General features: G+C 68.2%; 25 protein-coding genes and 1 pseudogene. 14 read left to right on the forward strand and 12 right to left on the reverse strand.

Annotated features, from left to right (window positions below):
- Positions 1-5: 5 nt before the first annotated feature.
- The 5 genes from QUE33_RS03380 to tkt are packed head-to-tail and all read right to left on the reverse strand — an operon-like array spanning position 6 to position 7,322.
- Positions 6-941: a glucose-6-phosphate dehydrogenase assembly protein OpcA gene (locus QUE33_RS03380; protein ID WP_286301939.1), complete on the reverse strand. Its 936-nt coding sequence runs from the start codon at positions 939-941 to the stop codon at positions 6-8.
- Entirely contained in the window at positions 938-2,488 is a 1,551-nt protein-coding gene (zwf, locus tag QUE33_RS03385; RefSeq protein WP_286301941.1) for a glucose-6-phosphate dehydrogenase, read from the reverse strand. Before zwf ends, QUE33_RS03380 begins: the two co-directional genes overlap by 4 nt.
- A 27-nt stretch (positions 2,489-2,515) precedes the next feature.
- Complete coding sequence (locus QUE33_RS03390; RefSeq protein ID WP_286301943.1) at positions 2,516-4,120, reverse strand: phosphoglucose isomerase-related protein; 1,605 nt, start codon at positions 4,118-4,120, stop codon at positions 2,516-2,518.
- Positions 4,117-5,229, reverse strand: coding sequence for a transaldolase (gene tal, locus QUE33_RS03395; RefSeq protein ID WP_286301944.1), 1,113 nt, complete (start codon positions 5,227-5,229; stop codon positions 4,117-4,119). Before tal ends, QUE33_RS03390 begins: the two co-directional genes overlap by 4 nt.
- Positions 5,226-7,322, reverse strand: a complete 2,097-nt coding sequence (gene tkt, locus QUE33_RS03400) for a transketolase (protein ID WP_286301945.1) — start codon at positions 7,320-7,322, stop codon at positions 5,226-5,228. The genes tal and tkt overlap by 4 nt, the downstream gene beginning before the upstream one ends.
- A gap of 227 nt (positions 7,323-7,549) precedes the next feature.
- Here tkt and QUE33_RS03405 point away from each other — a divergent pair, with 227 nt between their 5' ends.
- Positions 7,550-8,464, forward strand: coding sequence for a heme o synthase (locus QUE33_RS03405; RefSeq protein WP_378760869.1), 915 nt, complete (start codon positions 7,550-7,552; stop codon positions 8,462-8,464).
- 52 nt (positions 8,465-8,516) lie between these two features.
- Here QUE33_RS03405 and QUE33_RS03410 read toward each other — a convergent pair whose 3' ends face one another.
- The gene (locus tag QUE33_RS03410) at positions 8,517-9,620 is read right to left on the reverse strand and encodes a COX15/CtaA family protein (RefSeq protein WP_286301946.1); all 1,104 of its coding nucleotides are present in this window, start codon (positions 9,618-9,620) and stop codon (positions 8,517-8,519) included.
- Positions 9,621-9,853: 233 nt separating this feature from the next.
- Between QUE33_RS03410 and sufB the strand changes: the two genes are divergently transcribed.
- The 7 genes and pseudogenes from sufB (at position 9,854) to QUE33_RS03445 (ending at position 16,480) form a co-directional block, all read left to right on the forward strand.
- Positions 9,854-11,272: a Fe-S cluster assembly protein SufB gene (gene sufB, locus QUE33_RS03415; protein WP_286301947.1), complete on the forward strand. Its 1,419-nt coding sequence runs from the start codon at positions 9,854-9,856 to the stop codon at positions 11,270-11,272.
- A 1-nt stretch (position 11,273) separates the two neighbouring features.
- Entirely contained in the window at positions 11,274-12,470 is a 1,197-nt protein-coding gene (gene sufD, locus QUE33_RS03420) for a Fe-S cluster assembly protein SufD (RefSeq protein WP_286301948.1), read from the forward strand.
- Positions 12,467-12,793 (forward strand): non-heme iron oxygenase ferredoxin subunit, encoded by a 327-nt coding sequence (locus QUE33_RS03425; protein WP_286301949.1) that lies wholly within the window; start codon positions 12,467-12,469, stop codon positions 12,791-12,793. The genes sufD and QUE33_RS03425 overlap by 4 nt, the downstream gene beginning before the upstream one ends.
- Positions 12,794-13,563, forward strand: a pseudogene (sufC, locus tag QUE33_RS03430) (Fe-S cluster assembly ATPase SufC).
- Between the two features lie 9 nt (positions 13,564-13,572).
- Positions 13,573-13,902 (forward strand): metal-sulfur cluster assembly factor, encoded by a 330-nt coding sequence (locus QUE33_RS03435; protein WP_286301950.1) that lies wholly within the window; start codon positions 13,573-13,575, stop codon positions 13,900-13,902.
- 17 nt (positions 13,903-13,919) lie between these two features.
- On the forward strand, positions 13,920-15,095 hold the full coding sequence (locus QUE33_RS03440; protein WP_286301951.1) for a MalY/PatB family protein: 1,176 nt from the start codon (positions 13,920-13,922) through the stop codon (positions 15,093-15,095).
- A complete protein-coding gene (locus QUE33_RS03445; protein WP_286301952.1) occupies positions 15,092-16,480 on the forward strand; it encodes an MFS transporter in 1,389 nt (462 codons plus the stop codon). The genes QUE33_RS03440 and QUE33_RS03445 overlap by 4 nt, the downstream gene beginning before the upstream one ends.
- Here the strand turns inward: QUE33_RS03445 and QUE33_RS03450 are convergent.
- Complete coding sequence (locus tag QUE33_RS03450; protein ID WP_286301953.1) at positions 16,455-17,012, reverse strand: TetR family transcriptional regulator; 558 nt, start codon at positions 17,010-17,012, stop codon at positions 16,455-16,457. The two genes, QUE33_RS03445 and QUE33_RS03450, sit on opposite strands and share 26 nt — an antisense overlap.
- Before the next feature lie 34 nt (positions 17,013-17,046).
- On the opposite strand from QUE33_RS03450, the gene QUE33_RS03455 reads away from it, so the two are divergent.
- From QUE33_RS03455 to QUE33_RS03470, 4 genes are read left to right on the forward strand one after another with little or no spacing between them, the layout of a single operon-like run.
- Entirely contained in the window at positions 17,047-17,664 is a 618-nt protein-coding gene (locus QUE33_RS03455) for a biotin transporter BioY (RefSeq protein ID WP_434019612.1), read from the forward strand.
- Positions 17,654-18,352 (forward strand): energy-coupling factor ABC transporter ATP-binding protein, encoded by a 699-nt coding sequence (locus tag QUE33_RS03460; protein WP_286301954.1) that lies wholly within the window; start codon positions 17,654-17,656, stop codon positions 18,350-18,352. Before QUE33_RS03455 ends, QUE33_RS03460 begins: the two co-directional genes overlap by 11 nt.
- Positions 18,349-18,885: a CbiQ family ECF transporter T component gene (locus QUE33_RS03465; protein WP_286301955.1), complete on the forward strand. Its 537-nt coding sequence runs from the start codon at positions 18,349-18,351 to the stop codon at positions 18,883-18,885. The genes QUE33_RS03460 and QUE33_RS03465 overlap by 4 nt, the downstream gene beginning before the upstream one ends.
- 55 nt (positions 18,886-18,940) lie before the next feature.
- On the forward strand, positions 18,941-19,267 hold the full coding sequence (locus tag QUE33_RS03470; protein WP_286301956.1) for a CHY zinc finger protein: 327 nt from the start codon (positions 18,941-18,943) through the stop codon (positions 19,265-19,267).
- A 6-nt stretch (positions 19,268-19,273) separates the two neighbouring features.
- Here the strand turns inward: QUE33_RS03470 and QUE33_RS03475 are convergent, their stop codons facing one another.
- The 5 genes from QUE33_RS03475 to QUE33_RS03495 form a co-directional block, all read right to left on the reverse strand.
- Positions 19,274-19,702 carry a hypothetical protein gene (locus QUE33_RS03475; RefSeq protein WP_286301957.1) on the reverse strand — a complete coding sequence of 143 codons (429 nt, stop codon included), beginning with the start codon at positions 19,700-19,702 and terminating at the stop codon, positions 19,274-19,276.
- Positions 19,699-20,577 carry an acyltransferase family protein gene (locus QUE33_RS03480; RefSeq protein WP_286301958.1) on the reverse strand — a complete coding sequence of 293 codons (879 nt, stop codon included), beginning with the start codon at positions 20,575-20,577 and terminating at the stop codon, positions 19,699-19,701. Before QUE33_RS03480 ends, QUE33_RS03475 begins: the two co-directional genes overlap by 4 nt.
- Positions 20,578-20,685: 108 nt before the next feature.
- Positions 20,686-21,354: a response regulator gene (locus QUE33_RS03485; protein ID WP_286301959.1), complete on the reverse strand. Its 669-nt coding sequence runs from the start codon at positions 21,352-21,354 to the stop codon at positions 20,686-20,688.
- Positions 21,351-22,574, reverse strand: coding sequence for a sensor histidine kinase (locus tag QUE33_RS03490; RefSeq protein WP_286301960.1), 1,224 nt, complete (start codon positions 22,572-22,574; stop codon positions 21,351-21,353). The genes QUE33_RS03485 and QUE33_RS03490 overlap by 4 nt, the downstream gene beginning before the upstream one ends.
- 8 nt (positions 22,575-22,582) lie before the next feature.
- Complete coding sequence (locus tag QUE33_RS03495; RefSeq protein ID WP_286301961.1) at positions 22,583-23,128, reverse strand: DedA family protein; 546 nt, start codon at positions 23,126-23,128, stop codon at positions 22,583-22,585.
- 260 nt (positions 23,129-23,388) lie between these two features.
- Here QUE33_RS03495 and QUE33_RS03500 point away from each other — a divergent pair, with 260 nt between their 5' ends.
- Both QUE33_RS03500 and QUE33_RS03505 read left to right on the forward strand, forming a co-directional pair.
- Positions 23,389-24,987: an ABC-F family ATP-binding cassette domain-containing protein gene (locus QUE33_RS03500; RefSeq protein WP_286303028.1), complete on the forward strand. Its 1,599-nt coding sequence runs from the start codon at positions 23,389-23,391 to the stop codon at positions 24,985-24,987.
- Between the two features lie 130 nt (positions 24,988-25,117).
- The gene (locus QUE33_RS03505) at positions 25,118-25,681 is read left to right on the forward strand and encodes a GrpB family protein (protein WP_286301962.1); all 564 of its coding nucleotides are present in this window, start codon (positions 25,118-25,120) and stop codon (positions 25,679-25,681) included.
- The last annotated feature ends 12 nt before the right edge of the window (positions 25,682-25,693 follow it).

Consider the following 25,693-nt stretch of genomic DNA (forward strand, 5'->3'; position numbering starts at 1 on the left):
CTGACTCACTCTCCCTGCTTTGCCGGACCCAGTCGGTTCCAGCCTTCCGTGATGACCCGACCGTACAGCACATCGGCGTCCAGGCGCCGCAGCTCCTCGGCCAGGCACTCTCGCAGCGTACGACGCGGGAGGTGCAGCTCATGGTCGGGCTGGCCCGGCTGGGTCAGGATGGCCACGCCGGGTTCCGGTCGCTCCAGCAGGATGTCGCCGCTGGCGCGTGTGAGGCGCACGGACTTGATACCCTCCTGCCAGTCCTCGGGATCCTCGTACGACCAGCTGACGGGAACATCGAGCGCCATCCGCAGCCAGGCGGCCAGCAGTGCCGTGGACGGAGACGCGGCCGCGCCCCGCACCTCCACGGCGGTGACCCGCTCGTACGGCGGCTGGTCCAGCACCGCGGCCAGCTGCTCGCGCCAGCGCGTCAGACGCGTCCAGGCGAGATCGGTGTCACCGGGCGCATGCGTCTTGCCGAGCAGGGCGAGGCGGTCGCGCACGTCCGGGGAGGTGGCGGCGTCGGTGATGCGCCGCTGAGCGATGCGTCCCAGCGGTGATGCCGCGGCATCCGTCGGCGCATCCTCTGGCCACCAGGCTACGACGGGGGCGTCGGGAAGCAGGATGCCGGTGACCAGGCTCTCGGTGTTGCTCGCAGCGTCGCCGAAGGCGCGCAGCACGACCACCTCGCTGGCGCCTGCGTCGCCGCCGACGCGGATCTGCGCATCCAGGTGCGCTTCGCCCTCGCCGGTGATCAGCACGATCACGCGCATCGGATGCTCGCGGGAGGCGTCGTTGGCGGCGTCGATCGCCGCCTCGGCGACGCCGTTGCGGGCGACGATGATGAGGGTCAGCACGCGTCCCAGGGCGACGGCGCCGCCCTCCTCGCGCACCTTCACCAGCTGCTTGGCGACCTGGCTGACGGTTGCGTCGGGAAGGTCGATGATCATGGGCGTCTCCAGACTCGTCCATCGCGGGCCAGCAGGTCGTCGGCGGATGCCGGTCCCCACGACCCGGGTGCGTACTGCTCCAGCGGGGCGTGCAGCGAGGCCCAGTACTCCTCGACAGGGTCGAGGATCTTCCAGGACAGCTCGACCTCCTCGTGGCGGGGGAACAGCGGCGGATCGCCGAGCAGCACGTCCAGGATCAGACGCTCGTACGCCTCCGGGCTCGCTTCGGTGAAGGCGTGGCCGTAGCCGAAGTCCATCGTCACGTCACGAACGTTCGCACCGCTGCCCGGAACCTTCGAGCCGAACCGGATGGTCACACCCTCGTCGGGCTGCACACGGATGACGAGCGCGTTCTGCCCGAGCTCGGAGGTCTGCGCGCGGCCGAACAGGTGCTCGGGCGCCCGCTTGAACACCACTGCGATCTCGGTGACGCGCCGGCCCAGGCGCTTTCCGGTGCGCAGGTAGAACGGCACTCCCGCCCAGCGGCGCGTGTCGATCTCCAGCTTGATCGCGGCGAAGGTCTCGGTGGCCGACTGCGGGTCCATGCCGTCCTCTTCGAGGAAGCCACGAACCTTCTCGCCGCCCTGCCAGCCGCCGGCGTACTGGCCGCGCGCCGTGGCCAGGGAGATATCGTCGGGCAGCCGGACCGCCTCGAGAACCTTCTCCTTCTCGGCGCGCAGATGATCCGCCGACATGCTGATCGGCTCCTCCATCGCGGTGAGCGCGAGCAGTTGCAGCAGGTGGTTCTGGATGACGTCGCGCGCGGCGCCGATGCCGTCGTAGTAACCTGCACGACCTCCGACGCCGATGTCCTCGGCCATGGTGATCTGCACATGGTCGACGTAGTTGCGGTTCCACAGCGGCTCGTACAGCTCGTTGGCGAAGCGCAGCGCCAGGATGTTCTGCACCGTCTCCTTGCCGAGGTAGTGATCGATGCGGAAGATCGAGTCCGCCGGGAAGGCGGCCTCGAGTGCTGCGTTCAGTGCGCGCGCCGACTCCAGATCGCTGCCGAACGGCTTCTCGATCACCACGCGACGCCAATGGGTGTCGTCGTCGTTCTGCTCGCCCACCAGTCCCGATTCGCGCAGCTGCTTGGCCACGTCCGGGAACGCCTTGGGCGGGATGGACAGATAGTACGCGTGGTTGCCCATCGTGCCGCGCTCGATGTCGAGCTTCTCGACGGTCTCGCGCAGGCGTCGGAAGGCATCCGGATCGTCGAAAGTGCCCTGTACGAAGCGGATGCCCTGCAGCAGCTGCTGCCAGGTCTCCTCGCGGAACTCCGTGCGTGCGTGCTGCTTGACGGCGTCGTAGACGACCTGGGCGAAGTCCTGGTCCTCCCAATCGCGGCGGGCGAACCCGACCAGGGCGAAGCCGGGAGGTAGCAGACCCCGGTTGGCGAGGTCGTACACGGCCGGCATCAGCTTCTTGCGCGAGAGATCGCCGGTCACGCCGAAGATCACCAGGGCACTGGGACCTGCGATGCGATTGAGACGACGATCATCGGGATCGCGGAGCGGGTTGCGTCCGCGTGAGATGGGTGCGGTCATCGGTGGGGGATATCTCCAGGTCCGGGGTCACTGAGCAGCGGTGAAAAGAGTGAGGACGTCGTCGACGGCATCCGTGACGGTGAGCGACACGACGGGGCGACCGTGTGAGGCGAGCACAGCGGCGTCGCCGGCAGCCTGCGCCCGGATCAGCTCGCCGAAGGTGAACGGGCGACCGGGGATCTCCAGGTCCACGTCGGTGCGCTCGAGGATCTGCAGGAACACGCCCTGTGCGGGGCCGCCCTTGTGGTACTGGCCGGTGGAGTGCAGGAACCGCGGTCCCCAGCCGAAGGTCGTGGGACGGCCGGAATCCGCTGCGGCCAGTTCGCGCATTCCCTTCAGCTGGCCCAGGTCGAGGCGGTTCACGTACGCCTGAATCGACACGTAGCCGTCGGTGGGCAGCTGCGCCCACAGGGCGTCGAGGACACCCTCGAGGGTGCCGGATGCGGCAAGCGCCGGGTCGCTGACGCACACCTCCACACCGTCCTGCACGAATGCCGGTGCGGAAGGGGCAGGTCGCTCATCGAGCAGTCCCCGGGCGGCGGCCTTCGCGGCCTCGACATCGGGCTGGTCGAAGGGGTTGATGCCGAGCAGGTGACCGGCAATCGCCGTGGCATGCTCCCAGAGCAGGAACATCGCACCCAGGCTCCCGCTGACGAGGATCTCGCCCGGGTGCCGATCGCGCAGATGGAACTGATCGGCATCCTCCACGAGACGCACGATCTGAAGATCCTGCGGGCGGCTCTCCAACTCGGGAGAGACCGGCAGCAGCACGACGGGGAGGATGCCGGTGCCCTTCTTGCCGGTGGACTCCGCGATGAGCTGCTCGATCCAGTCGGGCAGGCCGTCGATGTGCGAACCGTCCGCGACCAGACCGAGCTTGTCGCGGCGGGGATCGGATGCTGTGATGGCGGCAGCCAGGCGCAGCGCCGGATTGTCGGGGGAGTCGATCGCGAACTCGAGCAGCGAGGCCTCGGCCTCGTCCAGCAGCTCCGTGATGTCGACCCCGGCGAGCCCGGTGGGCACGAGGCCGAACGCGGTGAGAGCCGAGTAGCGTCCGCCGACGGCCGGGTCGGCGTGGAAGACCCGGTACCCCGCCTCGGCCGCGAGGGCATCCAACTCGGATCCCGGGTCGGTGACGACGACGATGTGCTCGGCGGCGTCGATGCCCAGGTCCGCGAACGCGGCCTCGAACGCACGACGGTGCGAGTCGGTCTCGATGGTGGTACCGGACTTGGACGACACCACCAGGACGGTGCGCGCGAGATCCCCGTCCAGCGCGGCGAGCACCTGCGCAGGCGCGGTCGAGTCGAGCACGGTCAGGTCGACGCCGGCCGTGTTCGCGATCACCTCGGGAGCAAGCGACGATCCGCCCATTCCCGAGAGCACGACGCGATCGATGCCGCGCGTCGCGAGATCGTCGCGCAGGGCGACGATCTCGTCGACGAGCGGGCGCGACGCGGAGACCGCCTGCACCCAGCCGAGTCGCTCGGCAGCGTCGGCTTCGGCCTCCGCGCCCCACAGCGTGGGATCCTCTGCGGTGACACGCGACGCGACGAGGTCGGCGACCAGGCGGAGGACGATATCGTCCACCGCCGCGGTCGCAGACGGCGACACGTGCACCGAGACGGTCATCGCGCCTCGTCCAGCCCCTTGGTGACCTGCTCGAGCAGCCCGTGCCAGGAGTCGATGAACTTGGCGACGCCCTCATCCTCGAGCACCTGCGTGACATCGTCGAAGTCGATCCCGACCGACTTCAGGGCCTCGAACACCCCACGGGACTCGTCATAGGTGCCGGTGACCGTGTCGCCGGTGACCTCACCGTGATCGAACGTGGCCTCCAGGGTCTTCTCGGGCATCGTGTTCACAACACCCGGCGCGACCAGCTCGGTCACGTACAGCGTGTCGGGCAGCGCCGGGTCCTTCACCCCGGTCGATGCCCACAGCGGCCGCTGCAGCGTCGCGCCGGCGTCGAGGAGCGCCTTGGCACGGTCACCCGCGAAGGACTTCTCGAACAGCTCGTATGCCAGGCGCGCATTGGCCAGGCCGGCCTTGCTCTTCAGCGCGAGCGCCTCGTCCGTGCCGATGGCCGCGAGACGCTTGTCGGTCTCGGTGTCCACGCGGGAGACGAAGAACGAGGCGACCGAGTGGATCGTCGACAGGTCGATCCCGGCGGCCTTCGCGGTCTCCAGACCGGTCAGATACGCGTCGATGACCTCGGCGTAGCGCTCCAGGCTGAAGATCAGCGTGACGTTGACGCTGATGCCGGCGCCGATGGCCTGCGCGATGGCCGGCAGGCCGGCCTTGGTCGCGGGGATCTTGACGAGCAGGTTCTCCCGGTCGATGCGCTTCCACAGATCCTTGGCCTGCGCGACGGTGCCGTCGGTGTCGTGCGCGAGATCGGGGGCGACCTCGATCGACACGCGGCCGTCGACATGGTTCGACGACTCCCACACGGGGCGGAACAGGTCCAGCGCGTCGCGCACGTCCTGGGTGGTCGCGGCGAAGACCGCGTCGACGGCGGAGGTGCCGGATGCTGCCAGCTCCGCGACCTGCGCGTCGTAGGAGGTGTCGTCGGGGTTCGTGATCGCGTTGGCGAAGATCGTCGGGTTGGTGGTCACGCCGACGACGTTGCGGGTGTCGATGAGCTGCTGCAGGTTGCCCGACTGGATGCGGGTGCGGGACAGGTCGTCCAGCCAGATGCTGACGCCGGCGGCCGAGAGGTCTTCGGTGGGGGTGCTCATGCGTTCTCCTTGATGGTCTCGCGGGCCGCCTCGACGACGGCCTCGGCGGTGATGCCGAACTTCTGGAACAGGGTCTTGTAGTCGGCGGATGCACCGAAGTGGTCGATGCCGATGGAGCGGCCGCGGTCGCCGACGATTCCGCGCCAGCTGAGCACGGATCCCGCCTCGACCGACACGCGCGCGGTGACCGTCTTCGGCAGCACGGACTCGCGGTAGGACTCGTCCTGCTCGGCGAACCACTCCAGTGAGGGAGCGGACACCACGCGGGCGTTCACGCCCTCGGCGGCGAGGGTCTCGCGGGCCGCGACGGCCAGCTGCACCTCGGATCCGGTGGCGATCAGGATCACGTCCGGCGTGCCGCTGGGCGCCTCGGCGAGCACGTAGGCGCCCTTGGCGGTCGCCGACGCGGCGGCGAACTCGTCACCGGATGCCGCACCCTCGCCGCGCGGGAACACCGGGATGTTCTGGCGTGTCAGCGCGATGCCGACCGGTCCGCCGTGACGGCGCAGGATCTCCAGCCAGGCGGCAGCGGTCTCGTTGGCGTCGGCAGGACGCACCACAGTGAAGTTCGGGATGGCGCGCAGCGAGGCCAGCTGCTCGATCGGCTGGTGCGTCGGACCGTCCTCGCCGAGCGCGATGGAGTCGTGGGTCCACACGAACGTGGACGGGATGTCCATCAGCGCGGCCAGGCGCACGGCCGGGCGCATGTAGTCGCTGAAGATCAGGAAGGTGCCGCCGAACGCACGCGTCGGTCCGTGCAGCGTGATGCCGTTCAGGATCGCACCCATGGCGTGCTCGCGGATGCCGAAGTGCAGCACCCGTCCGTACGGGCTGCCCTTCCAGTCGTGCGTCGACCACTCCTCGGGGATGAACGACGCCGCTGAAGAGATCGTGGTGTTGTTGGAGCCCGCGAGGTCGGCGGAGCCGCCCCACAGCTCGGGAAGCTCGGGAGCGAGGGCGTTGAGCACCTTGCCGGACGCAGCGCGCGTGGAAGTCTCGGTGCCGGCCTCGAACGCAGGAAGCGCGTTCTCGATGCCCTCGGGAAGCACCTGCGCCTCCAGACGATCCAGCAGCTGCTTGCGCTCCGGGTTCGCGGCGGCCCAGGCATCGAAGGACCGCTGCCAGTCGGCGCGGGCTTCGGCTGCACGGGCACCCAGCTCCCGCGTGTGCGCGATCACGGCATCCTCGACGACGAAGGACTTCTCGGGGTCGAAGCCGAGCACCTTCTTCGTGGCGGCGACCTCGTCCGCACCCAGCGCGTTGCCGTGCACCGCCTCGGTGCCCGACTTGGACGGCGCAGGCCACCCGATGATGGTCTTCAGGATGATCAGCGTCGGCTTCTCGGTCTCGGCCTTCGCCTGGCTGATCGCGTCGTCCAGCTCGTGCACGTCCTCGACGTACTGTCCGGTACGACGCCAGTCGACCTCGAGCACCTGCCAGCCGTAGGCCTCGTAGCGCTTGCGCACATCCTCGGTGAAGGAGACATCGGTGTCGCCCTCGATCGAGATCTGGTTCGAGTCGTAGATGGCGATCAGGTTGCCGAGCTGCTGGTGGCCGGCCAGCGAAGACGCCTCGCTGGTCACGCCCTCCTGCAGGTCTCCGTCACCGGCGATCACGTACACGAAGTGATCGAAGGGGCTGCTGCCGGCATCCGCCTCGGGGTCGAACAGACCGCGCTCGTACCGCGCGGCGTACGCGAAGCCGACGGCGGAGGCGAGCCCCTGACCGAGCGGACCGGTGGTGATCTCGACACCCTTGGTGTGGTGGTACTCGGGGTGGCCCGGCGTGAGCGAGCCCCAGGTGCGCAGTGCCTCGAGGTCTGAGAGCTCCAGACCGAAGCCGCCCAGGTACAGCTGCACGTACTGTGTCAGCGAGGAATGACCGACAGACAGGATGAAGCGGTCGCGGCCGAGCCAGTCGGTGTCGGACGGATCGTGGCGCATCACGCGCTGGTAGAGCAGGTAGGCGACCGGCGCCAGGCTCATCGCCGTGCCGGGATGACCGTTGCCGACCTTCTGCACGGCATCCGCAGCCAGGACCCGCGCGGTGTCCACTGCTCGACGGTCGATCTCATCCCATTGAAGCTCTGCCACGGTCATACTCCTTCTGACACATCCGGAGGCGCCCGTATTCCTGCGCGCTCCGCGTCGTCACGGAGATGCGCAACGGGCGCGCGAGTGGTTTTCAGCATACCTGCGCTCTATCACGTGCCGAAGGTGCATTTCGGACGGTGTCAGCCCTTTCCGTCGCGCTCGTGCAACAGGCCGCACGCACTAGACTCGAAGGAGTGTCCGCTTGCGCTCAGAAGGAGGGGATCGCGATCTCTTCGACATCGCAGACCGCCACGACGGAATACTCGTTCGGTCAGAAGCTGCGCGGCTACTTCGCACTCACCAAGCCGCGTGTCATGGAGCTGCTGCTCGTCTCGACCGTGCCGGTCATGTTCCTCGCGGAGGGCGGACTGCCCGACCTGTGGCTCGTGTTCGCGACGGTCTTCGGCGGAGCGATGAGTGCGGCGTCCGCAGCATCCTTCAACATGTATCTCGATCGAGACATCGACGTGCACATGAAGCGCACCGAGAACCGTCCGCTGGTCACGGGGGAGGTGTCTCCGCGCGGGGCGCTGGCGTTCTCCTGGGTCCTCGCGGTCGTCTCCACGATCTGGCTGCTGGCGTTCACCAACTGGCTGGCGGCGACCCTGTCGGCGGTCGCCATCTTCTTCTACGTCGTGATCTACACGATGATCCTCAAGCGTCGCACCGAGCAGAACATCATCTGGGGCGGGATCGCGGGCTGCTTCCCCGTCGTGATCGGCTGGAGCGCGGTCACCGGGTCGCTGGACTGGCCGCCGCTCGTGCTGTTCGTGCTGGTGTTCCTCTGGACGCCGCCGCACTACTGGCCGCTGTCGATGAAGTACAAGCACGACTACGACGACGTCGACGTGCCGATGCTCGGGGTCACTCGCTCGGCCTGGCAGGTGGGGTTGCAGGTCATCCTCTACGCATGGGCGACCGTCGCATGCTCACTGCTGCTGGTGCCGGTCGCGCAGATGGGCATCGTCTACACGGCATCCGCTCTGGTGTTCGGCGGCTGGTTCATCTACGAATCGCACCGGCTGTACAACCGTGCGCTGCGGGGCACGGAGCCGCGCCCGATGCGCGTGTTCCACGCATCGATCACGTACCTGACCCTGATCTTCCTCGCGGTCGCGGTCGACCCGCTGCTGCCGTTCTGATGACCGTGGGGTTCTGACGCCCGCGCGATTCTGACGCCCGCGTCCGGGCGGTTCAGGCGGCGACAGGACGCTTGAGCCTGGTGACCAGCACGGTGTACGCGGCTGCCGACAGCGAAGCCAGGATCATGTGGATGCCGACGAACACCGGCGGTAGCCCCGTACGGGCCTGAATCACGCCGACGACGACCTGCACCAGGATCGCGAGGACGAGCACGAGCGTCCACCTGTGCGGCGGCAGCTTCAGCATCCAGGCCGAGACCGCGAGCACCAGGACGAGGGCCGCCAGGATATAGCCGGGCCAGGAGTGCACGTGCGCGAACCAGGTGGCGTCGAAGCCGGTGCGCTGGATGTTGATGTCGGCATCGCCGGAGTGCGGGCCCGACCCCGTGGTGAGCACGCCGAAGACGATCGTCGCGGCCAGGGCCAGCCCGGTCGCATGCGAGAGCGCGCTGAACCAGGCGGGGACCACGAGCTCACGCGGTCCGGGAGCGGAGTCCAGACGCACGAGGAACAGGGCGGTGATGCACACCAGGAGCAGGGACACCGTGTAATGGAACCCGACGATAAAGGGGTTCAGATCGCTGATCACGGCGAAGCCTCCGACCACGGCCTGCGCCATCACGCCGATCAGCACGATCCAGGCGAGCACGGCGAGGTCCTGGCGCTGCGCGTTCTGACGGAGCGAGTCGACGGCGCCGATCAGTACAGCCAGGAGCAGCGCGGTGGACATGAGCGCGGCGGCGGGGAGGCCGAGAGCGGATGCCGCGGCGTACACGCCGATGGCCACCACGATCCCGCCGAGCGCGAACCAGACGGCGCGCACCACCAGGCGACGGCCGCTGAGGGCATGCAGCGTGAACATCAGCACGGCGAGCGCGAGCAGGCCCACCACGCCGGTCATGGTGCGGTTGCCGAACTCGATGGCACCGTGGATGCCCTGAACCTCAAGGATCGGCACGAGGGACTCGGGAGTGCACAGCGGCCATTCCGAGCACCCGAGTCCCGATCCGGTCAGGCGCACGGCGCCACCGGTGCCGATGATCAGGATCTCCGCGATGAAGGACAGCCAGGCGAGCACCCGGAGAGGACGGCCGAAAGTCAGCCCGGGGGAGGCGTCGGGCGTGACGGAAGCGGTCAGGGCAGTGCTACCGGGCATGTGTCCTCCGGTTCGGTCTCGGCAGCGGGTACGGCCCGGATGTCAGAGCGAACCTGTAGAATCGGGATGGTTGTGATGGACGCGCAGTGCGCTACGTCCCTCACAGACAGTTTAGGCGCGACGTGAGCGCCGAATGATGGGGCCCACCAGCGGCACCCGATCTCCGCAGACTCGACGGAGATCAGGTGTGTCGGGGCGGATGACACCGTTGAGGCCCGTTAGAGGAGAGTGTGATGTCGGATGTGCTGATCGACCGCCCGGAGCTGGACAGTCTGGGGGTGTACGAATTCGGCTGGCACGATCGCGACGCCGCCGGATCGAGCGCGAAACGTGGGCTCACCGAAGCCGTGGTGCGCGACATCTCGGCGCTGAAAGCCGAACCCGAGTGGATGCTCAAATCGCGTCTCAAGGGACTCGCCCTCTTCGATCGCAAGCCGATGCCGACCTGGGGCGCCGACCTCAGCGAGATCGACTTCGAGAACATCAAGTACTTCGTGCGCTCCACAGAGAAGCAGGCCACCTCCTGGGAGGACCTCCCGGACGAGATCAAGGAGACCTACGAGCGCATCGGCATCCCCGAGGCCGAGCGTCAGCGCCTGGTCGCCGGCGTGACCGCGCAGTACGAGTCGGAGGTCGTCTACCGGCAGATCCGTGCGGATCTCGAAGAGCAAGGCGTCATCTTCATGGACACCGACACGGCGCTGCGCGAGCACCCGGAGTTCTTCGAGGAGTACTACGGCACTGTGATCCCTGCCGGCGACAACAAGTTCGCCGCGCTGAACACCGCGGTGTGGTCGGGTGGCTCCTTCGTGTACGTCCCCAAGGGCGTGCACGTCGAGATCCCGCTGCAGGCGTACTTCCGGATCAACACCGAGAACATGGGCCAGTTCGAGCGCACGCTGATCATCGCCGATGAGGACAGCTACGTCCACTACATCGAGGGCTGCACCGCGCCGATCTACAAGTCGGACTCGCTGCACTCGGCCGTGGTCGAGATCATCGTGAAGAAGAACGCACGCGTGCGCTACACGACCATCCAGAACTGGTCCAACAACGTCTACAACCTCGTCACCAAGCGTGCCGTGGCGCATGAGGGCGCGACGATGGAGTGGGTCGACGGCAACATCGGCTCGAAGGTCACCATGAAGTACCCGTCGATCTACCTGGTCGGCGAGCACGCCAAGGGCGAGACACTGTCGGTGGCCTTCGCCGGCCCCGGTCAGCATCAGGACGCCGGCGCCAAGATGGTGCACCAGGCGCCGTACACGCAGTCTTCGATCGTCTCCAAGTCGATCGCGCGCGGCGGCGGACGCTCCGGCTACCGTGGAGAGGTGCGCGTCGACCCGGCGGCGCACCACTCCTCCAACTCGGTGGTCTGCGATGCTCTGCTCGTCGACACGCAGTCGCGCTCGGACACCTATCCGTCGATCGACATCCGTGTCGACGACGTGCAGCTCGGCCATGAGGCCACAGTCTCGAAGGTCAGCGCGGAGCAGCTGTTCTATCTGCAGTCGCGCGGCATCGAAGAGACCGAGGCCATGGCGATGATCGTGCGCGGCTTCATCGAGCCGATCGCGCGCGAGCTGCCCATGGAGTACGCGATGGAATTGAACAAGCTCATCGAGATGGGCATGGAAGGATCGGTCGGCTGATATGGCGGCCCCCACACAGGCGCCTGCACTGGCGCCGCAGACGAACGCGCACATCGACCCTGCCGCTCAGCTCGCGAATGCCGGTTTCGTCCCGGTTCAGACGCGCTCCGAGCGACCGCGGTCCTTCGAACCCGCTGACTTCGGCATCCCCACTGGACGCGAGGTCAACTGGAAGCACACGCCGGTCGCGCAGCTGAAATCGCTGTTCGAGCCGGTGCCCGGCGGCGACGGAGTGACGTACACGATCAGCCACGAACAGTACGTCCTGCCCGCGCTCGCTCGCGGGACGGCGCCTCGCGGCGAGTTCTTCACACCCGAGGACCTCATCTCGGCGGTGGCCTGGCAGGGGTCGACGGATGCCCTGCATCTGAGCATCCCGAGTGAGGAGGAGGTCGACGAGCCGATCATCGTGCAGATCGACGGCACGGGTGGCCGTGCGGACGCTCACCTGGTGGTCGAGGCGCAGCCGAACAGCAAGGCCACGGTCGTCTTGCGCCACTCCGGCACCGCGCAGTACGCGCAGAACGTCGAGATCATCGTGCGCGACGGTGCCCAGCTCACGCTCGTGACCGTGCAGCAGTGGAAGGATGATGCCATCCACTCCGCCGCACATCAGGCACGGGTTGATCGCGACGCGCAGTTCACGCACTTCGTGGTCAGCTTCGGCGGCGGTGTGGTGCGCGTCAACCCGAACGTGGAGCTCTCCGGCACCGGGGCACAGGGAAACCTCTACGGTCTCTCGTTCGCTGATGCCGGTCAGCACTTGGAGAGTCAGGTGTACCTGCATCACAAGGGTGCGCACACGGTTGGCGATGTGCTCTACAAGGGTGCGCTGAACGGTGCGAGCGCGCACAGCGTGTGGATCGGCGACGTGCTGATCGGCCCGGATGCCACCGGCACCGACTCCTATGAGGCGAACCGCAACCTCGTGCTCAGCGAGGGCGCGCGCGCCGATTCCATCCCGAATCTCGAGATCGAGACCGGGGACATCGTCGGCGCCGGTCATGCCAGCGCGACCGGTCGTTTCGATGACGAGCAGCTGTTCTACCTGCAGACCCGTGGCATCTCCGAGGAGGAGGCACGTCGTCTGGTGGTGCTCGGCTTCCTCACCGAGATCGTGCAACGCATCCGCATCCCCTCCCTCCAGGAGGAGCTGCTGGCCGCCATCGACGCCGAGCTCGTGGGGGTGACCGCGTGAGCGCACAGCGCGCCTGCAGTGCCAGCGAGCTGGAGATGGATACCCCGCTGCGCGTCGAACTCGACGGTGTGGCCATCGCGATCGTTCGGGACTCGAACGACGAGATCCACGCGATCGGCGACCGCTGCACGCATGGCGACATCTCGCTGTCCGAGGGCTTCGTCGAAGGAGAGACGCTGGAGTGCTGGGCTCATGGCTCACGCTTCTCGCTGATCACCGGCCAGCCCCTCAACCTCCCCGCTTACGAGCCCGTCCCGGTCTATGTCGTCCAGATCGACGGCGACGACGTGCTCATCGACCCCACTGTCCTTAAGGAAGTCTGAATGTCTGTTCTCGAGATCCGCGACCTGCACGTGACGGTCGAGACCGATCAGGGCGCGACGCCGATCCTCAACGGCATCGACCTGACCATCAACACCGGCGAGACACACGCCATCATGGGGCCCAACGGCTCCGGCAAGTCGACCCTCGCCTACACGATCGCCGGTCACCCGAAGTACACCGTCACCCAGGGCACCATCACCTTCGATGGGGAGGACGTGCTGTCGATGACTGTCGACGAGCGCGCCCGTGCCGGGCTGTTCCTGGCGATGCAGTACCCGGTGGAGATCCCCGGCGTCACGGTGACGAACTTCCTGCGCACCGCGAAGACCGCGCTCGACGGCGAGGCTCCGTCGATCCGGCAGTGGACCAAGGACGTCAAGACGTCGATGACCAATCTGCGCATGGATCCGGGTTCGCGCAGCGCAACGTCAACGAGGGCTTCTCGGGTGGCGAGAAGAAGCGTCATGAGATCCTTCAGCTCGAGGTGCTCAAGCCGAAGTTCGCGGTGCTCGACGAGACCGACTCCGGTCTCGACGTCGACGCGCTGAAGATCGTCTCCGAGGGGGTCAACCGCGCCAAGGAGGCCACCAACCTCGGCGTGCTGCTGATCACGCACTACACCCGCATCCTGCGGTATATCCGTCCGCAGTTCGTGCACGTCGTCGTCAAGGGGAAGATCGTCGAGGAGGGTGGGCCCGAGCTGGCCGACCGTCTCGAGGAGGAAGGCTACGACCGCTTCCTCGACCCCTCTGCGCCCATTGAAGCGTAGGCTGAGGTCATGACCGCAACGCTGACCGACGAGAAGTACGAGGACGTCACCGAAGCGCTCAAGGACGTCATGGACCCCGAGCTCGGGATCAACATCGTCGACCTGGGGCTGATCTACGATCTCGCTTGGGATGACGAGAACGATGCCCTCGTCATCCACATGACGCTCACGAGCGCCGGGTGTCCGCTGACGGATGTGATCGAGGAGCAGACCGCCCAGGCGCTGGATTCCGTGGTGGATCGCTTCCGCATCAACTGGGTGTGGATGCCGCCGTGGGGTCCGGAGAAGATCACCGACGACGGGCGCGACATGATGCGCGCGCTCGGCTTCGCCATCTGAGAGGCGAGCTCTGAAGCATGGTGACGCCGGTGCGGGCGCTGCCACTCGCGCAGTTGCGCGAACGCAGCAGTGAGAAATGGCGGGAGTATCCCGACGACGTGCTGCCGTTGTTCGTCGCGGAGACCGACTTCCCGCTCGCACCGGCTGTCACCGAGGCGCTGGAGCGCGCCGTCCGCGACGGCGACACCGGCTACGTGGCGTCGCGCACTCCACTGGCCGCCGCGTATGCCGGATTCGCACAGCGCCGATTCGGCTGGACCGTCGATCCCGCCCGCATCCGCTCCACCGCCGATGTGAGCATGGGGATCGTCGAGATCCTGCGCCGAGTCATCGAGCCGGGAGAACGAGTGATCGTCAACCCGCCGATCTACCCGCCGTTCTTCGACCTGATCGAAGAAGCCGGTGGCATCGTCCAGCGCGTGCCGCTGCGCGACACCGGCGAGAGCTGGGAGCTCGATCTCGAGGGCATCGAGCGGGCTCTCGCTGACGGCGCCCGTGCCGTGCTGCTCTGCAACCCGCACAACCCCACCGGCTCCGTGCCCTCCGCCCAGAGTCTGGACGCCGTCGCCCGCCTCGCGGAACAGCATGGCGCGGCCGTGATCTCGGATGAGATCCATGCCCCGCTCACTCAGCCCGGGGTGCCGTTCACGCCGTTCCTGGCCAGCGGCGATGCCGCGCAGCGCATCGGCTACGTCGTGACCAGCGCCAGCAAGGCGTTCAACCTCGCCGGCCTCAAGTGCGCGCTGATGATCTCGGCATCCGATGAGACGACGGCGGTGCTGCGCTCGCTGCCCATCGAGGTGGAATGGCGCACCGGGCAGTTCGGGATGCTCGCGGCCGTGGCGGCGTTCACACCCGAGAGCGACGACTGGCTCGACGGGCTGCTGGTGACGCTGGATGAGAACCGCAGGCTGCTCGGCGCGTTGCTCGCCACGCACCTGCCCGAGGCGCGCTACCGGATGCCGGATGCCGGCTATCTGGCCTGGATGGACCTCACCGGGCTGGGTTGGGGGCCGAACCCCTCCAAGCAGATCCTGCGGCAGGCGAGGGTCGCACTGCACTTCGGGCCCGCATTCGGTGCTGAGGGTGCGGGGCATGTGCGGCTGAACTTCGGCACGAGCCCGGAGATCCTCACCGAGGCCGTCGAGCGCATCGCGCGTGCGCGTGCGACGATCTCCGCGGCACGGGGGTGAGCACCGCCGCCCCGACGATCTGGGACCGCGGTCGTCTCGGGATCACCATCGGCACCGTGGTGCTGATCTTCCTGGCCGCCCTCGAGTCTCTGGCCGTCACCACCGTGATGCCCGTGGTCGCCGCCGACCTGCATGGCGAGGCACTGTTCGCTGTGGCGTTCTCCGCCACCCTCGCCACCGGCGTCATCGGCATGGTGGGCGTGGGCGCCTGGAGCGACCTCTCCGGGCCGCGCGCACCGCTGTACACCGCTGTCGTGCTGTTCGCGGTGGGGCTGCTCGTCTCAGGCTTCGCCCTCGACATGCACACCTTCATCCTCGGTCGGCTCATCCAGGGTCTCGGCGCGGGTGGCCAGACCGTCGCCCTGTACGTCGTGGTGGCGCGCATCTATCCGCCGCAGCTGCACGGCCCGGTCTTCGCCGCCTATGCCGCCGCCTGGGTGGTGCCGTCGATGGTCGGACCGTTCCTGGCCGGAGCGGTGGCGGAGCTCTTGCACTGGCGGTGGGCGTTCCTCGGTGTCGCGGTTCTGACGGCGGCGGCGTTCGCGCTGGTCGCGACACGACTGCGTGGCGTGTCCCTGACCGCGGATGCCGGAGACGACGCACCCGCCGCTGCGGCGGCGGTGCAGCCGGGTCATCGTGGGGGCGTGGCGGTGCGGATGCTGCTGGCGGTGATCGTGGCGGTGTGCGCGGTGGTCGTCGGCTTCGCGGCCGACGCGCCCGCAGGGCTGGGAGGCCCGGTCGCACTGGGAGCGGTGGCTGTGATCGCCATAGCGCTGCTGCCGCTGCTGCCAAGGGGAACGCTTCGCGCCGCGCGCGGTCTGCCCAGCGTCGTGCTGATGCGCGGTGTCGCGGCGGGAGCCTTCTTCGCCGCCGAGGCATACGTTCCGAAGCTGCTCATCGATCGCTTCGGCTTCTCGCCGACGGTCGCAGGTCTCGCGTTGACCCTCGCCGCCATCGGCTGGTCGAGCGCCTCAGCCGTGCAGGGCAGGTTCGGCGACCGTCTCGGCAGCACGAGGATCGCGTGGATCGCCGTGCTGCTGATCCTCATCGGTGTCGTCGGTGTGCTCGTCGTCAGCTTCATCGCGGCCGACCCCTGGGTCGTCGTGGTCGCGTGGGGTCTGGCCGGCGCGGGGATGGGGCTGCTCTACCCGCGACTGACGGTGCTGACGCTGGCGTACTCGACGACCGCGAACGAGGGGTTCAACTCCTCGGCGCTGTCGATCGCCGACTCGACGGGATCGGCCGTGACGATCGCCGTGGCGGGCCTCGGGTTCGCGTTCCTGCCGATCGCCGGCTCCGGGTACATCACCGTGTACACGATGTCGGCGGTGCTGCTGACTCTCTCGCTGCTTCCTGGGCTCAGGATGGGGAATGCCGGACGCTGAGCGCGGCGAACGCTCCGATGCCGGCGGCGAACACGTCTTCGGACCGCGCCGTCGGATCTGCGGCATCCGCCAGGACGGCGCCGATGCTCTGCGCGTGCATACGCTGCTGCAGCAGCATGGAGTGTCCGAGGATGAACTCGAAGATCGCATCAGCCGCCGACTCGTCGGCCGTGCTCGTCCCGCCCAGTGCCGCCAGCAGGGAGTCCTGGGCACGCCGGGCGCCCAGCCGCAGGGCGTAGGTGCTCATCACGACCTCGGCGCCGTCGCGGAAGGCGAGCAGCGCATCGCGGATCGCCACGGCGACCTGGGTCAGCGGCAGTGCCGGATCCGGCTCGGGGACCGTCGCGAGGATGCGATCGGCGACGGCCGCCAACAGCTCCTGCTTGCTGGAGAAGTGCCAATACAGTGCACTGGGCTGCACCTCGAGCTCCGTCGCGAGACGACGCATCGACAGATCGGGAAGACCGACGTCGTCGAGAAGCCGAAGGGCGGCGTCGACCACGCTGTGACGGTCATGTCGTGCGGGAGGCATGCGACCAGTATAGTGAACAGCGTTCAGGTGAACAGTGTTCAGGACGAGTACGTCCTCGCTCGGAAGGAGCCCCGATGACCGATTCCCCCGCCCGCTCGGCGCCGACCTCGCCCGCATCGCCGTCTTCGCCGCGTTGATCGTGGTGCTCGGTACGATCATCGTCCCGGTGCCGGGCGGCGTGCCGATCACCGCCCAGACGCTCGGGGTGATGCTCGCCGGGCTGGTGCTCGGAGCACGGCGCGCTCCGCTTGCCATCCTGGTGGTGCTCGCACTCGCGGCCGCGGGCCTGCCCGTGCTCGCCGGCGGACGCGGCGGCCTGGGAGTCTTCCTCGGCCCGACAGCGGGGTACCTGCTCGGGTGGGTCGCGGCGGTCATCGTGATCGGACTGATCGCGCATCGCGGTCGGTTCAGCTGGTGGCGAGCCGGCCTGGCCGCACTGATCGGCGGAATCGGGGTCGTGTACCTGTTCGGGATCCCGGTGCAGGCGATGGTCACCGGGGTGCCCATCGGCCCCACGATCGTCTCCAGCCTGGTGTTCCTGCCCGGCGACCTGCTCAAGGCGGGCGTCGCCGTGGCGCTGACCGTCGCGCTGCGCCGCGCCTACCCGCGTGCGTTCCCGGCCCCGACGAGACAGGCAGCACGTGCGGCCTGAGCCCGCAGCCAGCGGCAGCACGATCAGCTGCGAGGGCGTCGGGCTCGACATCGACGGCATCGCGCTCGTCCACGATGTGAACCTGCGGTTGGGAGCCGGCCGCATCGCGATCATCGGTGCGAACGGCTCGGGAAAGTCCACGTTTGCACGGATGCTGAACGGGCTGCGCACCCCCACGGCAGGCAGCCTGATCGTGCATGGACTCGACCCCGTCCGCGACGCCGCAGCACTGCGTCGGCACGTCGGCTTCGTGTTCACGAACCCCGAAGCGCAGATCCTGATGCCCACGCCCGCCGAGGATCTCGCGTTGTCGCTGACGGATGTACCGCGGAATGAGCGCGCGACTCGCATCACGGAGATCCTGGAGCGCTACGGACTCGCAGACCGGGCCGACGTGCCCGTCTCTGGGCTCTCCGGAGGGCAGCGGCAGCTGCTGGCGATCGCATCCGTGCTGGCGACTGAGCCGGGTCTGGTGGTGGCCGACGAGCCGACCACGCTCCTGGATCTGCGCAACGCCCGACGGATCGGCGATCTGCTGCTCGGTCTGGACGTGCCGCTCGTCCTGGTGACGCATGACCTGGAGCTGGCCGCGCGCTGTGACGAGGCCGTGCTTTTCGAAGGGGGCACGGTGCGCGCCGTCGGTGAGCCCGCTGTGGTGATCGATGAGTACCGGCGGAGCTGCATATGATCTCGCTCTACCGGCCGGGGAACGGCATCCTGCATCGGATGCCCGCGGGGGTGAAGCTCGCAGCCCTTGCCTGCCTCGCCCTGCTGCTGTCTCTGCTGCAGCCCGGTGTTCTCGGTGCGCTCATCGTGCTCGCCGCCGTGTCGGCGCTGTATCCGGTTGCCGCGCTGCCGTTGCGCGCACTGGGCGATGCCTGGTGGCGGCTACGGTGGCTGATCCTCGTGCTCGCGGGTGCGCTGTGGCTGTTCACCTCGCCGCACAACGCGGTGATCAGCACCGGCCGGGTCGTCGCACTGCTGCTGCTTGCGGAGCTCGTCACCCGCACCACGAGGATGGGAGACCTGCTTGAGGTGTTCCGCATGCTGCTGCAGCCGCTTCGGCGGATGCGGGTGAACCCAGAGGCAGTGGCGCTGACTCTGTCGCTGACGATCGCGATGATCCCGGTCATCGCCGGGTTCGCGGCCCAGGTGCGCGACGCGCAGCGGGCGCGGGGGTGCGGCTCGGCCCGCGCGCCGTGCTGCCGCTGCTGGTGCTGACGATGAAGCATGCCGACGACGTCGGCGACGCCCTGGCCGCGCGTGGGATCGCCGCATGATCGCGGTCGGCGGGCGGATCGTGCGCGGCGCCGTCGTCGACGACCAGACGCGGTGCACGCACTATCACAGCGATCTCGACGTGGTCGCGCTGCGGTTTCGCTGCTGCGGTGACTGGTACCCCTGTGTGCACTGCCATGACGATTCCGTCACGCATCCCCGTATGGTGTGGGAGCCTCAGGACGGCAGCGTTCAGGCGGCGATCTGCGGGGTGTGCGCCCGCACGATGTCCATCTCGCAGTATCGAGCTGCGGCGGCGTGCCCGGCGTGCGGGGCAGGGTTCAATCCCGGATGCGTACGCCATCACGAGCTGTACTTCGCCTGATGAGCGTCAGCGACCCCGTCCGTCCGCCCCCACGAGAACGGGACCGGGCCGACTCGCCCCGATGGGGCGCGTGGCCAGACGCAGTGCCAGCAGCCAGCATCCGACCGCGATCGCCGCGGTCGCCGGTGACGTCCCGGCGACGAGGAGGAGCACCACGGCCGATGCGCCGACGATCACACCTGCGGCTGCACGCCCCGCGGTCACGGCTCCCAGACCCGGCCCTGTGCCGCGTGGGGGAGAGCTGATCTCCAGACGCGCCAGCCGGAACGACAGCAGTGCGGTCGCCGTCAGCGTGCACAGGAGCCACAGCGGACGGGTGAGCCACCATTCGAGGGAGGCCGGCTCGGGCAGCGGCACCGCAGCTCCCATGCCGACCAGCGCGGTGACGCCCGCGAGTGTCAGCAGCACCGGCATGTGCCAGAGGTAGATGGTCATCGCCCGGGTGGAGACGAATCGTGTGAACGCCGAGATCGCGTGCGTCGAGGCGATGGCACGCAGTCGCGGCCGAAGCACCGAGAAGAGGGCGGTGTGGACGACGCCGACCAGCAGCAGCGCTGTCGTGGGCGGGTTGGTGTTGGCAATGAGATCGGGGAGTGGAAGCCCGACATGAATGACACCAGCAGGGCGGCCACCGCACCGGCCGCGACCACGGTGCGAACGCGCGTCGAGAGCGCATCGATCCGCCCATCGGCGAGCAGGAAGCCCAGCTGCTGCAGGGTGAGCCACACGAACAGGAGATTCAGGAAGCCGATGCCGTCGATCCCGCTGATCGACCGTGCCGTGTCCACGGCCAGAGAGATCGCGGCGAGCATCGCGATCGAGCGCACCGGCGCCGTGTCGTGCAGCCGCGCCATGACGGGGAGCAGCCCCTGGCACAGCAGGAACACCCCCAGGAACCACAGCGGCTGGCCGAAGCGGAATCCGGCGAGTTCGATCAGGTCCGCCGCCACGCCGGCATCCGCCAGCAGAGCCAGCAGGGCTCCGGCGGCGCCCACGGCGGCGATTGCGGGCACGAGCAGCCGCCGCACCCGCGCCGCGGCGAATCCGGCCGCAGAGCCACCCCGTCGGCGCAGAGCGCGCAGCGCGGTCAGGCCCGAGAACCCGCCGATGACGAAGAACAGCGGCATCACCTGCAGCACCCAGCTCACCGGCACCAGCCAGCCGCCACTCTCACCGGCGTTCGCGAACACCGGCCCCGCGGGCGAGAGCGTCACCCCCACCATGAGCGAGTGCAGCACCACCACTCCCAGGATGCACAGGGCGCGGGCGAGGTCGACCGCGCTGTCGCGGCTCGGAGAGATGATGGGCATGAGGCCTCCTGGTTCGTCTCCGAGAGGCTATGGACACGATGGTGCACCGGACATCACCCCACGGGGTCGACTTCGGTCATACCGCGGGTGCGTCGGCGCGGTCGGGATTCAGGCGGGCTCGACCAGACCGGCGTCGTAGGCGAGGATGACGGCGTGCACCCGGTCGCGCAGGCCGAGCTTGGCGAACACCTTGCCGACATGCGTCTTCACTGTCTGCTCGGCGATGAACAGCTCCGCGCCGATCTCTGCGTTCGAGCGCCCTCGTCCGATGAGGGTGAGCACCTCGAGCTCCCGTTCGGTGAGCTCGTTCAGCCGCGCCCGCGCCTGCGGCGCGCGCGGTCGGCGAGCGGCGAAGTGCTCGATCATCATTCGGGTCACGCGTGGGGCCAGCAGAGCATCCCCGGCGGCGATCACGCGCACGGCGTGCACCAGCTCTTCCGGCAGCGCGTCCTTGAGCAGGAACCCGCTCGCTCCTGCCTGCAGGGCGTCGTACACGTAATCGTCGATGTCGAACGTGGTGAGCATGAGGATCTTCGGCGTCTTCGCCGCAGGGTAGGCGGGACTGAGGATGCGTCGCGTTGCCTCGATGCCGTCGAGCTCCGGCATCCGCACGTCCATCAGGATCACATCCGGGTCCAACCGCGCGGACAGCGAGACCGCCTCCAGGCCGTCGGCGGCGCGACCGGTGACGGTGATCCCCTCGTGGGCGTCGAGCAGTGCCGCGAACCCGGCGCGGACCATCGCCTGGTCGTCGGCGATGAGCACCTCGATCGTCACGCGTTCTCCTGATTGTGCAGCCACGGGATGACCGCGGCGACCGTCCAGCCGCCCTCCGGGTCCGGGCCGACCTCCAGCGTACCCTCGACGAGGGCGACCCGCTCCCGCATGCCGCGCAGGCCGTGACCTTCCGGTGAGTCGGGTGCGGGCCGCTCCGCCGTCGTGTTGTGAACGCGGATGCGCACCGCCTCGGTGTCCATGCCGATGCGAACGGAGATCGCCGACCCCGGTGCGTGCCGCACCGCATTGCTCAGAGCCTCCTGCACGAGGCGGAAGGCGGTGATCTGCACGCCGGCCGGCACGGCGGACAGATTTGCGGCGATGAGCTCGAGAGCGACATCGGCCCCGGCGCGGCGGATGCTGTCGACGAGCGCCGGCACATCCTCGATGCCCTGCTGAGGGGCGAGCTCGGTCGGCTGATCCTCGGTGCGCAGCACCCCCAGCAGCCGACGCATCTCGGTCAGCGACCCTCGTGCGGTGGCGGCGACGTCCTCGAACTCCGCGATGGCGACCTCGGGCAGATCGGGCAGGCGGTAGCGGGCCGTCGACGCCTGGACCTGGATCACGGACATGCTGTGGGCGACGACGTCGTGCAGCTCGCGGGCGATGCGCGTGCGCTCCTCGATCTGCAGCCGGCGCTGTTGCTCCTCGGCCGAGACCTGGCGCTCACGGCTCAGCTCGGCTCCGACACGCAGCCGTCCTGCGAGCAGAGTCGCCGCGAGCAGTACGGTGCCGACGATCGAGGTCGTGATGATCAGAGAATTGCCGCTCGGCGCCGCAGGGACGATTGCGGAAGCGATCACCCCGGCGAGGGATCCGAGCAGGTACAGCGCTAGACCGCGTCGCCAGCCATGCCCGATGGTCAGCACGGCCACGGCCACGGCGAAGGCTATCAGCAGCGGTACCGTCCACGGCCAGAGACCGATGGCGGTGCTCTCGCTCGGGATGAGCAGGGCGAGGGCCAGAGCGGCGATCGTGAACATCGCGGTGGCGATGTTCGGATGTCGGAGCGCGATGAGCGGCGCGCCGACGGCTGCGGCCGTGAAGACGATCGTGGTCGCGGTGTTGCTGCCGTACACGGCGGCGTGGATCGGCACCATCACGCAGTACAGGGCGACGGCCACCGTCCCGAGCACGACGGTGGTCATGGTGTTGCGATCGCGCCACCATGCAGACGGGCGCCGTGGCTTCTCCGGCTTGCGGCGCTTCTCCTTCGGCATGGAAGCCATCATCCCACCTCCACACGGATGGGATCCGTCTGCGTCGCCTCAGCCGTCTGGACGATGTGGGATGCGCGCCGCCTACGGAGCACGGCATTCACACGATCGATGATGATTCCGACTGCGAGGGCCAGCACCACGCCGAGGACCGCGCTCAGCAGCGGCTGTCCGCTCAGCCAGTGTCCAGCCAGCAGCCCGATTCCTGCGCTGTATGCCGACCAGGTCAGCGCCGCGGCGGCACTGACGGGAAGGAACCGGCGCCGCGGATATCCCAGCGCCCCGGCGGACATGTTCACGGCGACCCGGCCGACGGGAATGTACCGTGCGCCAAGGATGAGGACGGCCCCGTGTCGGTCGAGCGAGCGCTGCGCCCACTCGAACGCGCTCACGACACGAGGGCGGCGCAGCCAGGCGAAGCGACTGGTTCCCACCGAGCGACCGATGGCGTAGGCGATGTTGTCGCCGATCGCCGCGCCGACCGAAGCGACCGCGCACAGCAGCACGAGGTTCGGCTCGCCGGAGGACACGGCCAGGGCCGCGGCTGCTACCAGCACGGTCTCGCTCGGAATCGGGGGAAGAATCCGTCGATCACCGCCGTCGCGAACATCACCAGGTAAAGCCAGGGAGATGATGACGCCTGCAGGATGAGCTCGTTTACGATGTCCACCCGTAGAACCTAAGGATGTGCTGCGTGGGCGCACATCACTCCGGGGTATCGACCACGTCATACCTCAGAGGGGTCTTGCGGGGGAGTCGACCTATACTGGGATGCTGGCCCTTCGGCCGTTTTCCCCCTGACGAACGGATGACTGCTGTGCTCGCCGTGCATGACCTCGAGATCCGCGTCGGCGCACGCGTACTCATGGCGGACGTGTCGTTCCGCGTCGCCGACGGCGACAAGATCGGACTGGTCGGTCGCAACGGAGCGGGCAAGACGACCCTGACCAAGGTGCTGGCCGGCGATGTGCTCCCCTCCGAGGGCAAGGTCACCTCATCGGGAGATCTCGGCTATCTGCCGCAGGACCCGCGCACGGGAGACCCCGAGATGCTGGCTCGCACGCGCATCCTCGACGCACGAGGACTCGGCACCATCCAGATCGGCATGTCGCAGGCGTCGCACGACATGGCATCCGATGACCCCAGGGTCTCCGAGCGCGCGATGCGGAAGTTCGCCAACCTCACCGAGCGCTTCGAATCGCTGGGCGGCTATGCCGCCGAGGCCGAGGCCGCATCCATCGCCAACAACCTGTCGTTGCCGGATCGCATCCTCGACCAGCCGCTGAAGACGCTCTCGGGCGGCCAGCGCCGCCGCATCGAACTGGCGCGCATCCTGTTCTCCGATGCCGGCACCATGATCCTCGACGAGCCCACCAACCACCTCGACGCCGACAGTGTGGTGTGGCTGCGTGAGTTCCTGAAGGGCTACAAGGGCGGGCTGATCGTGATCAGCCACGATGTCGAGCTGGTCGGCGAGACGGTCAACCGGGTGTTCTACCTGGATGCGAACCGCCAGGTGATCGACATCTACAACATGAACTGGAAGAACTACCTGCGCCAGCGGGTGGCCGACGAGGAGCGCCGCAAGAAGGAGCGCGCCAACGCCGAGAAGAAGGCCACCCAGCTGCAGCTGCAGGCCGCACGGTTCGGCGCCAAGGCGTCGAAGGCGGCCGCCGCGCACCAGATGGTCGCACGCGCCGAGAAGCTGCTCTCGGGGCTGGAGGACGTCCGTCAGGTCGACCGGGTGGCCAAGCTGCGCTTCCCCAAGCCCGCACCGTGCGGGAAGACTCCGCTGATGGCATCCGGCCTGTCGAAATCGTACGGTTCGCTGGAGATCTTCACCGACGTCGACCTCGCGATCGACCGCGGCTCGAAGGTGGTGGTGCTGGGCCTGAACGGCGCGGGTAAGACGACCCTGCTGCGCATTCTCGCCGGAGTGGACAGGCCCGACACCGGGCAGCTCGAGCCCGGGCATGGGCTGAAGGTGGGCTATTACGCGCAGGAGCACGAGAACCTCGACGTGAAGCGCTCGGTGCTGGCGAACATGATGTCGGCAGCGCCCGACATCACCGAGACCGAGGCACGCAAGGTGCTGGGCTCGTTCCTGTTCACCGGTGACGATGTGCTCAAGCCCGCCGGCGTGCTCTCCGGTGGCGAGAAGACCCGGCTGTCGCTGGCGACGCTGGTGGTCTCGTCCGCCAACATGCTTTTGCTGGACGAGCCGACGAACAACCTCGACCCGGCGTCGCGCGAGGAGATCCTGGACGCGCTCGCGCACTACGAGGGCGCCGTGGTGCTCGTCTCGCACGATCCCGGCGCGGTGGAGTCGCTGAATCCTGAGCGGGTGCTGATCCTGCCCGACGGGGTCGAGGACATCTGGAGCAGGGAGTACCAGGAGCTCGTCGAGCTGGCCTGAATGCGGGCCGCGCCGTGCGGCACAATCTCGGAGATCAGCAGGATTTTCGGAGACTCCACTGGTGCCCGCCCGAAAGCGCGCAGATCTCCGCCGATGTGCCTCAGCAACATCCGACTCAATAACAGGGGAGATGCCATTGACTGACCACCGTCGGGACCTCGCAGACGCCTTCACCGGCTGCGACCTCGGGTTGCGTCGCGGGGTGGTCGAACTCGCAGCGGCATCGGATGCCTGGGCCCGCGCCTTCGCTCGGGTGCATGCCGTGCTGGCGGCGACCGCACCGGCATCCGTCGTTGCGATCGAGCACATCGGATCGACCTCGGTGCCCGGTCTGGACGCCAAGGCGATTCTGGACATCGGGATCGTCGTGCGCGCCGGCGCGGAGCTGCGGTCACTGGACGGCTGGCTCACCGGCCTCGGGATGCTGCTCCGCGGGGACGCGAACGACGTCCGTCCGGATCGCATGTACGGGTACGAGCTCGAGCCGATGATCCGCCTCGTCAATGTGCACGTCGTCGAGGAGGAGTCCGAGGCTCTGCACCGCTATCTCGCGTTCCGCGATCACCTGCGCGCGAACCCCGCGGATCGTGATGCTTATGCTGCCCTCAAGCACGCTCTCGCAACTCGGCATCCGGACGACCGACTCGCCTACATCGACGGGAAGACGTCTTTCATCGCCCGCCGCAGCGACTGAGCAGCACAGCGA

Origin of the sequence: Microbacterium suwonense (assembly GCF_030296555.1) — a bacterium.
GTDB classification, from domain to species: Bacteria; Actinomycetota; Actinomycetes; order Actinomycetales; family Microbacteriaceae; genus Microbacterium; species Microbacterium suwonense.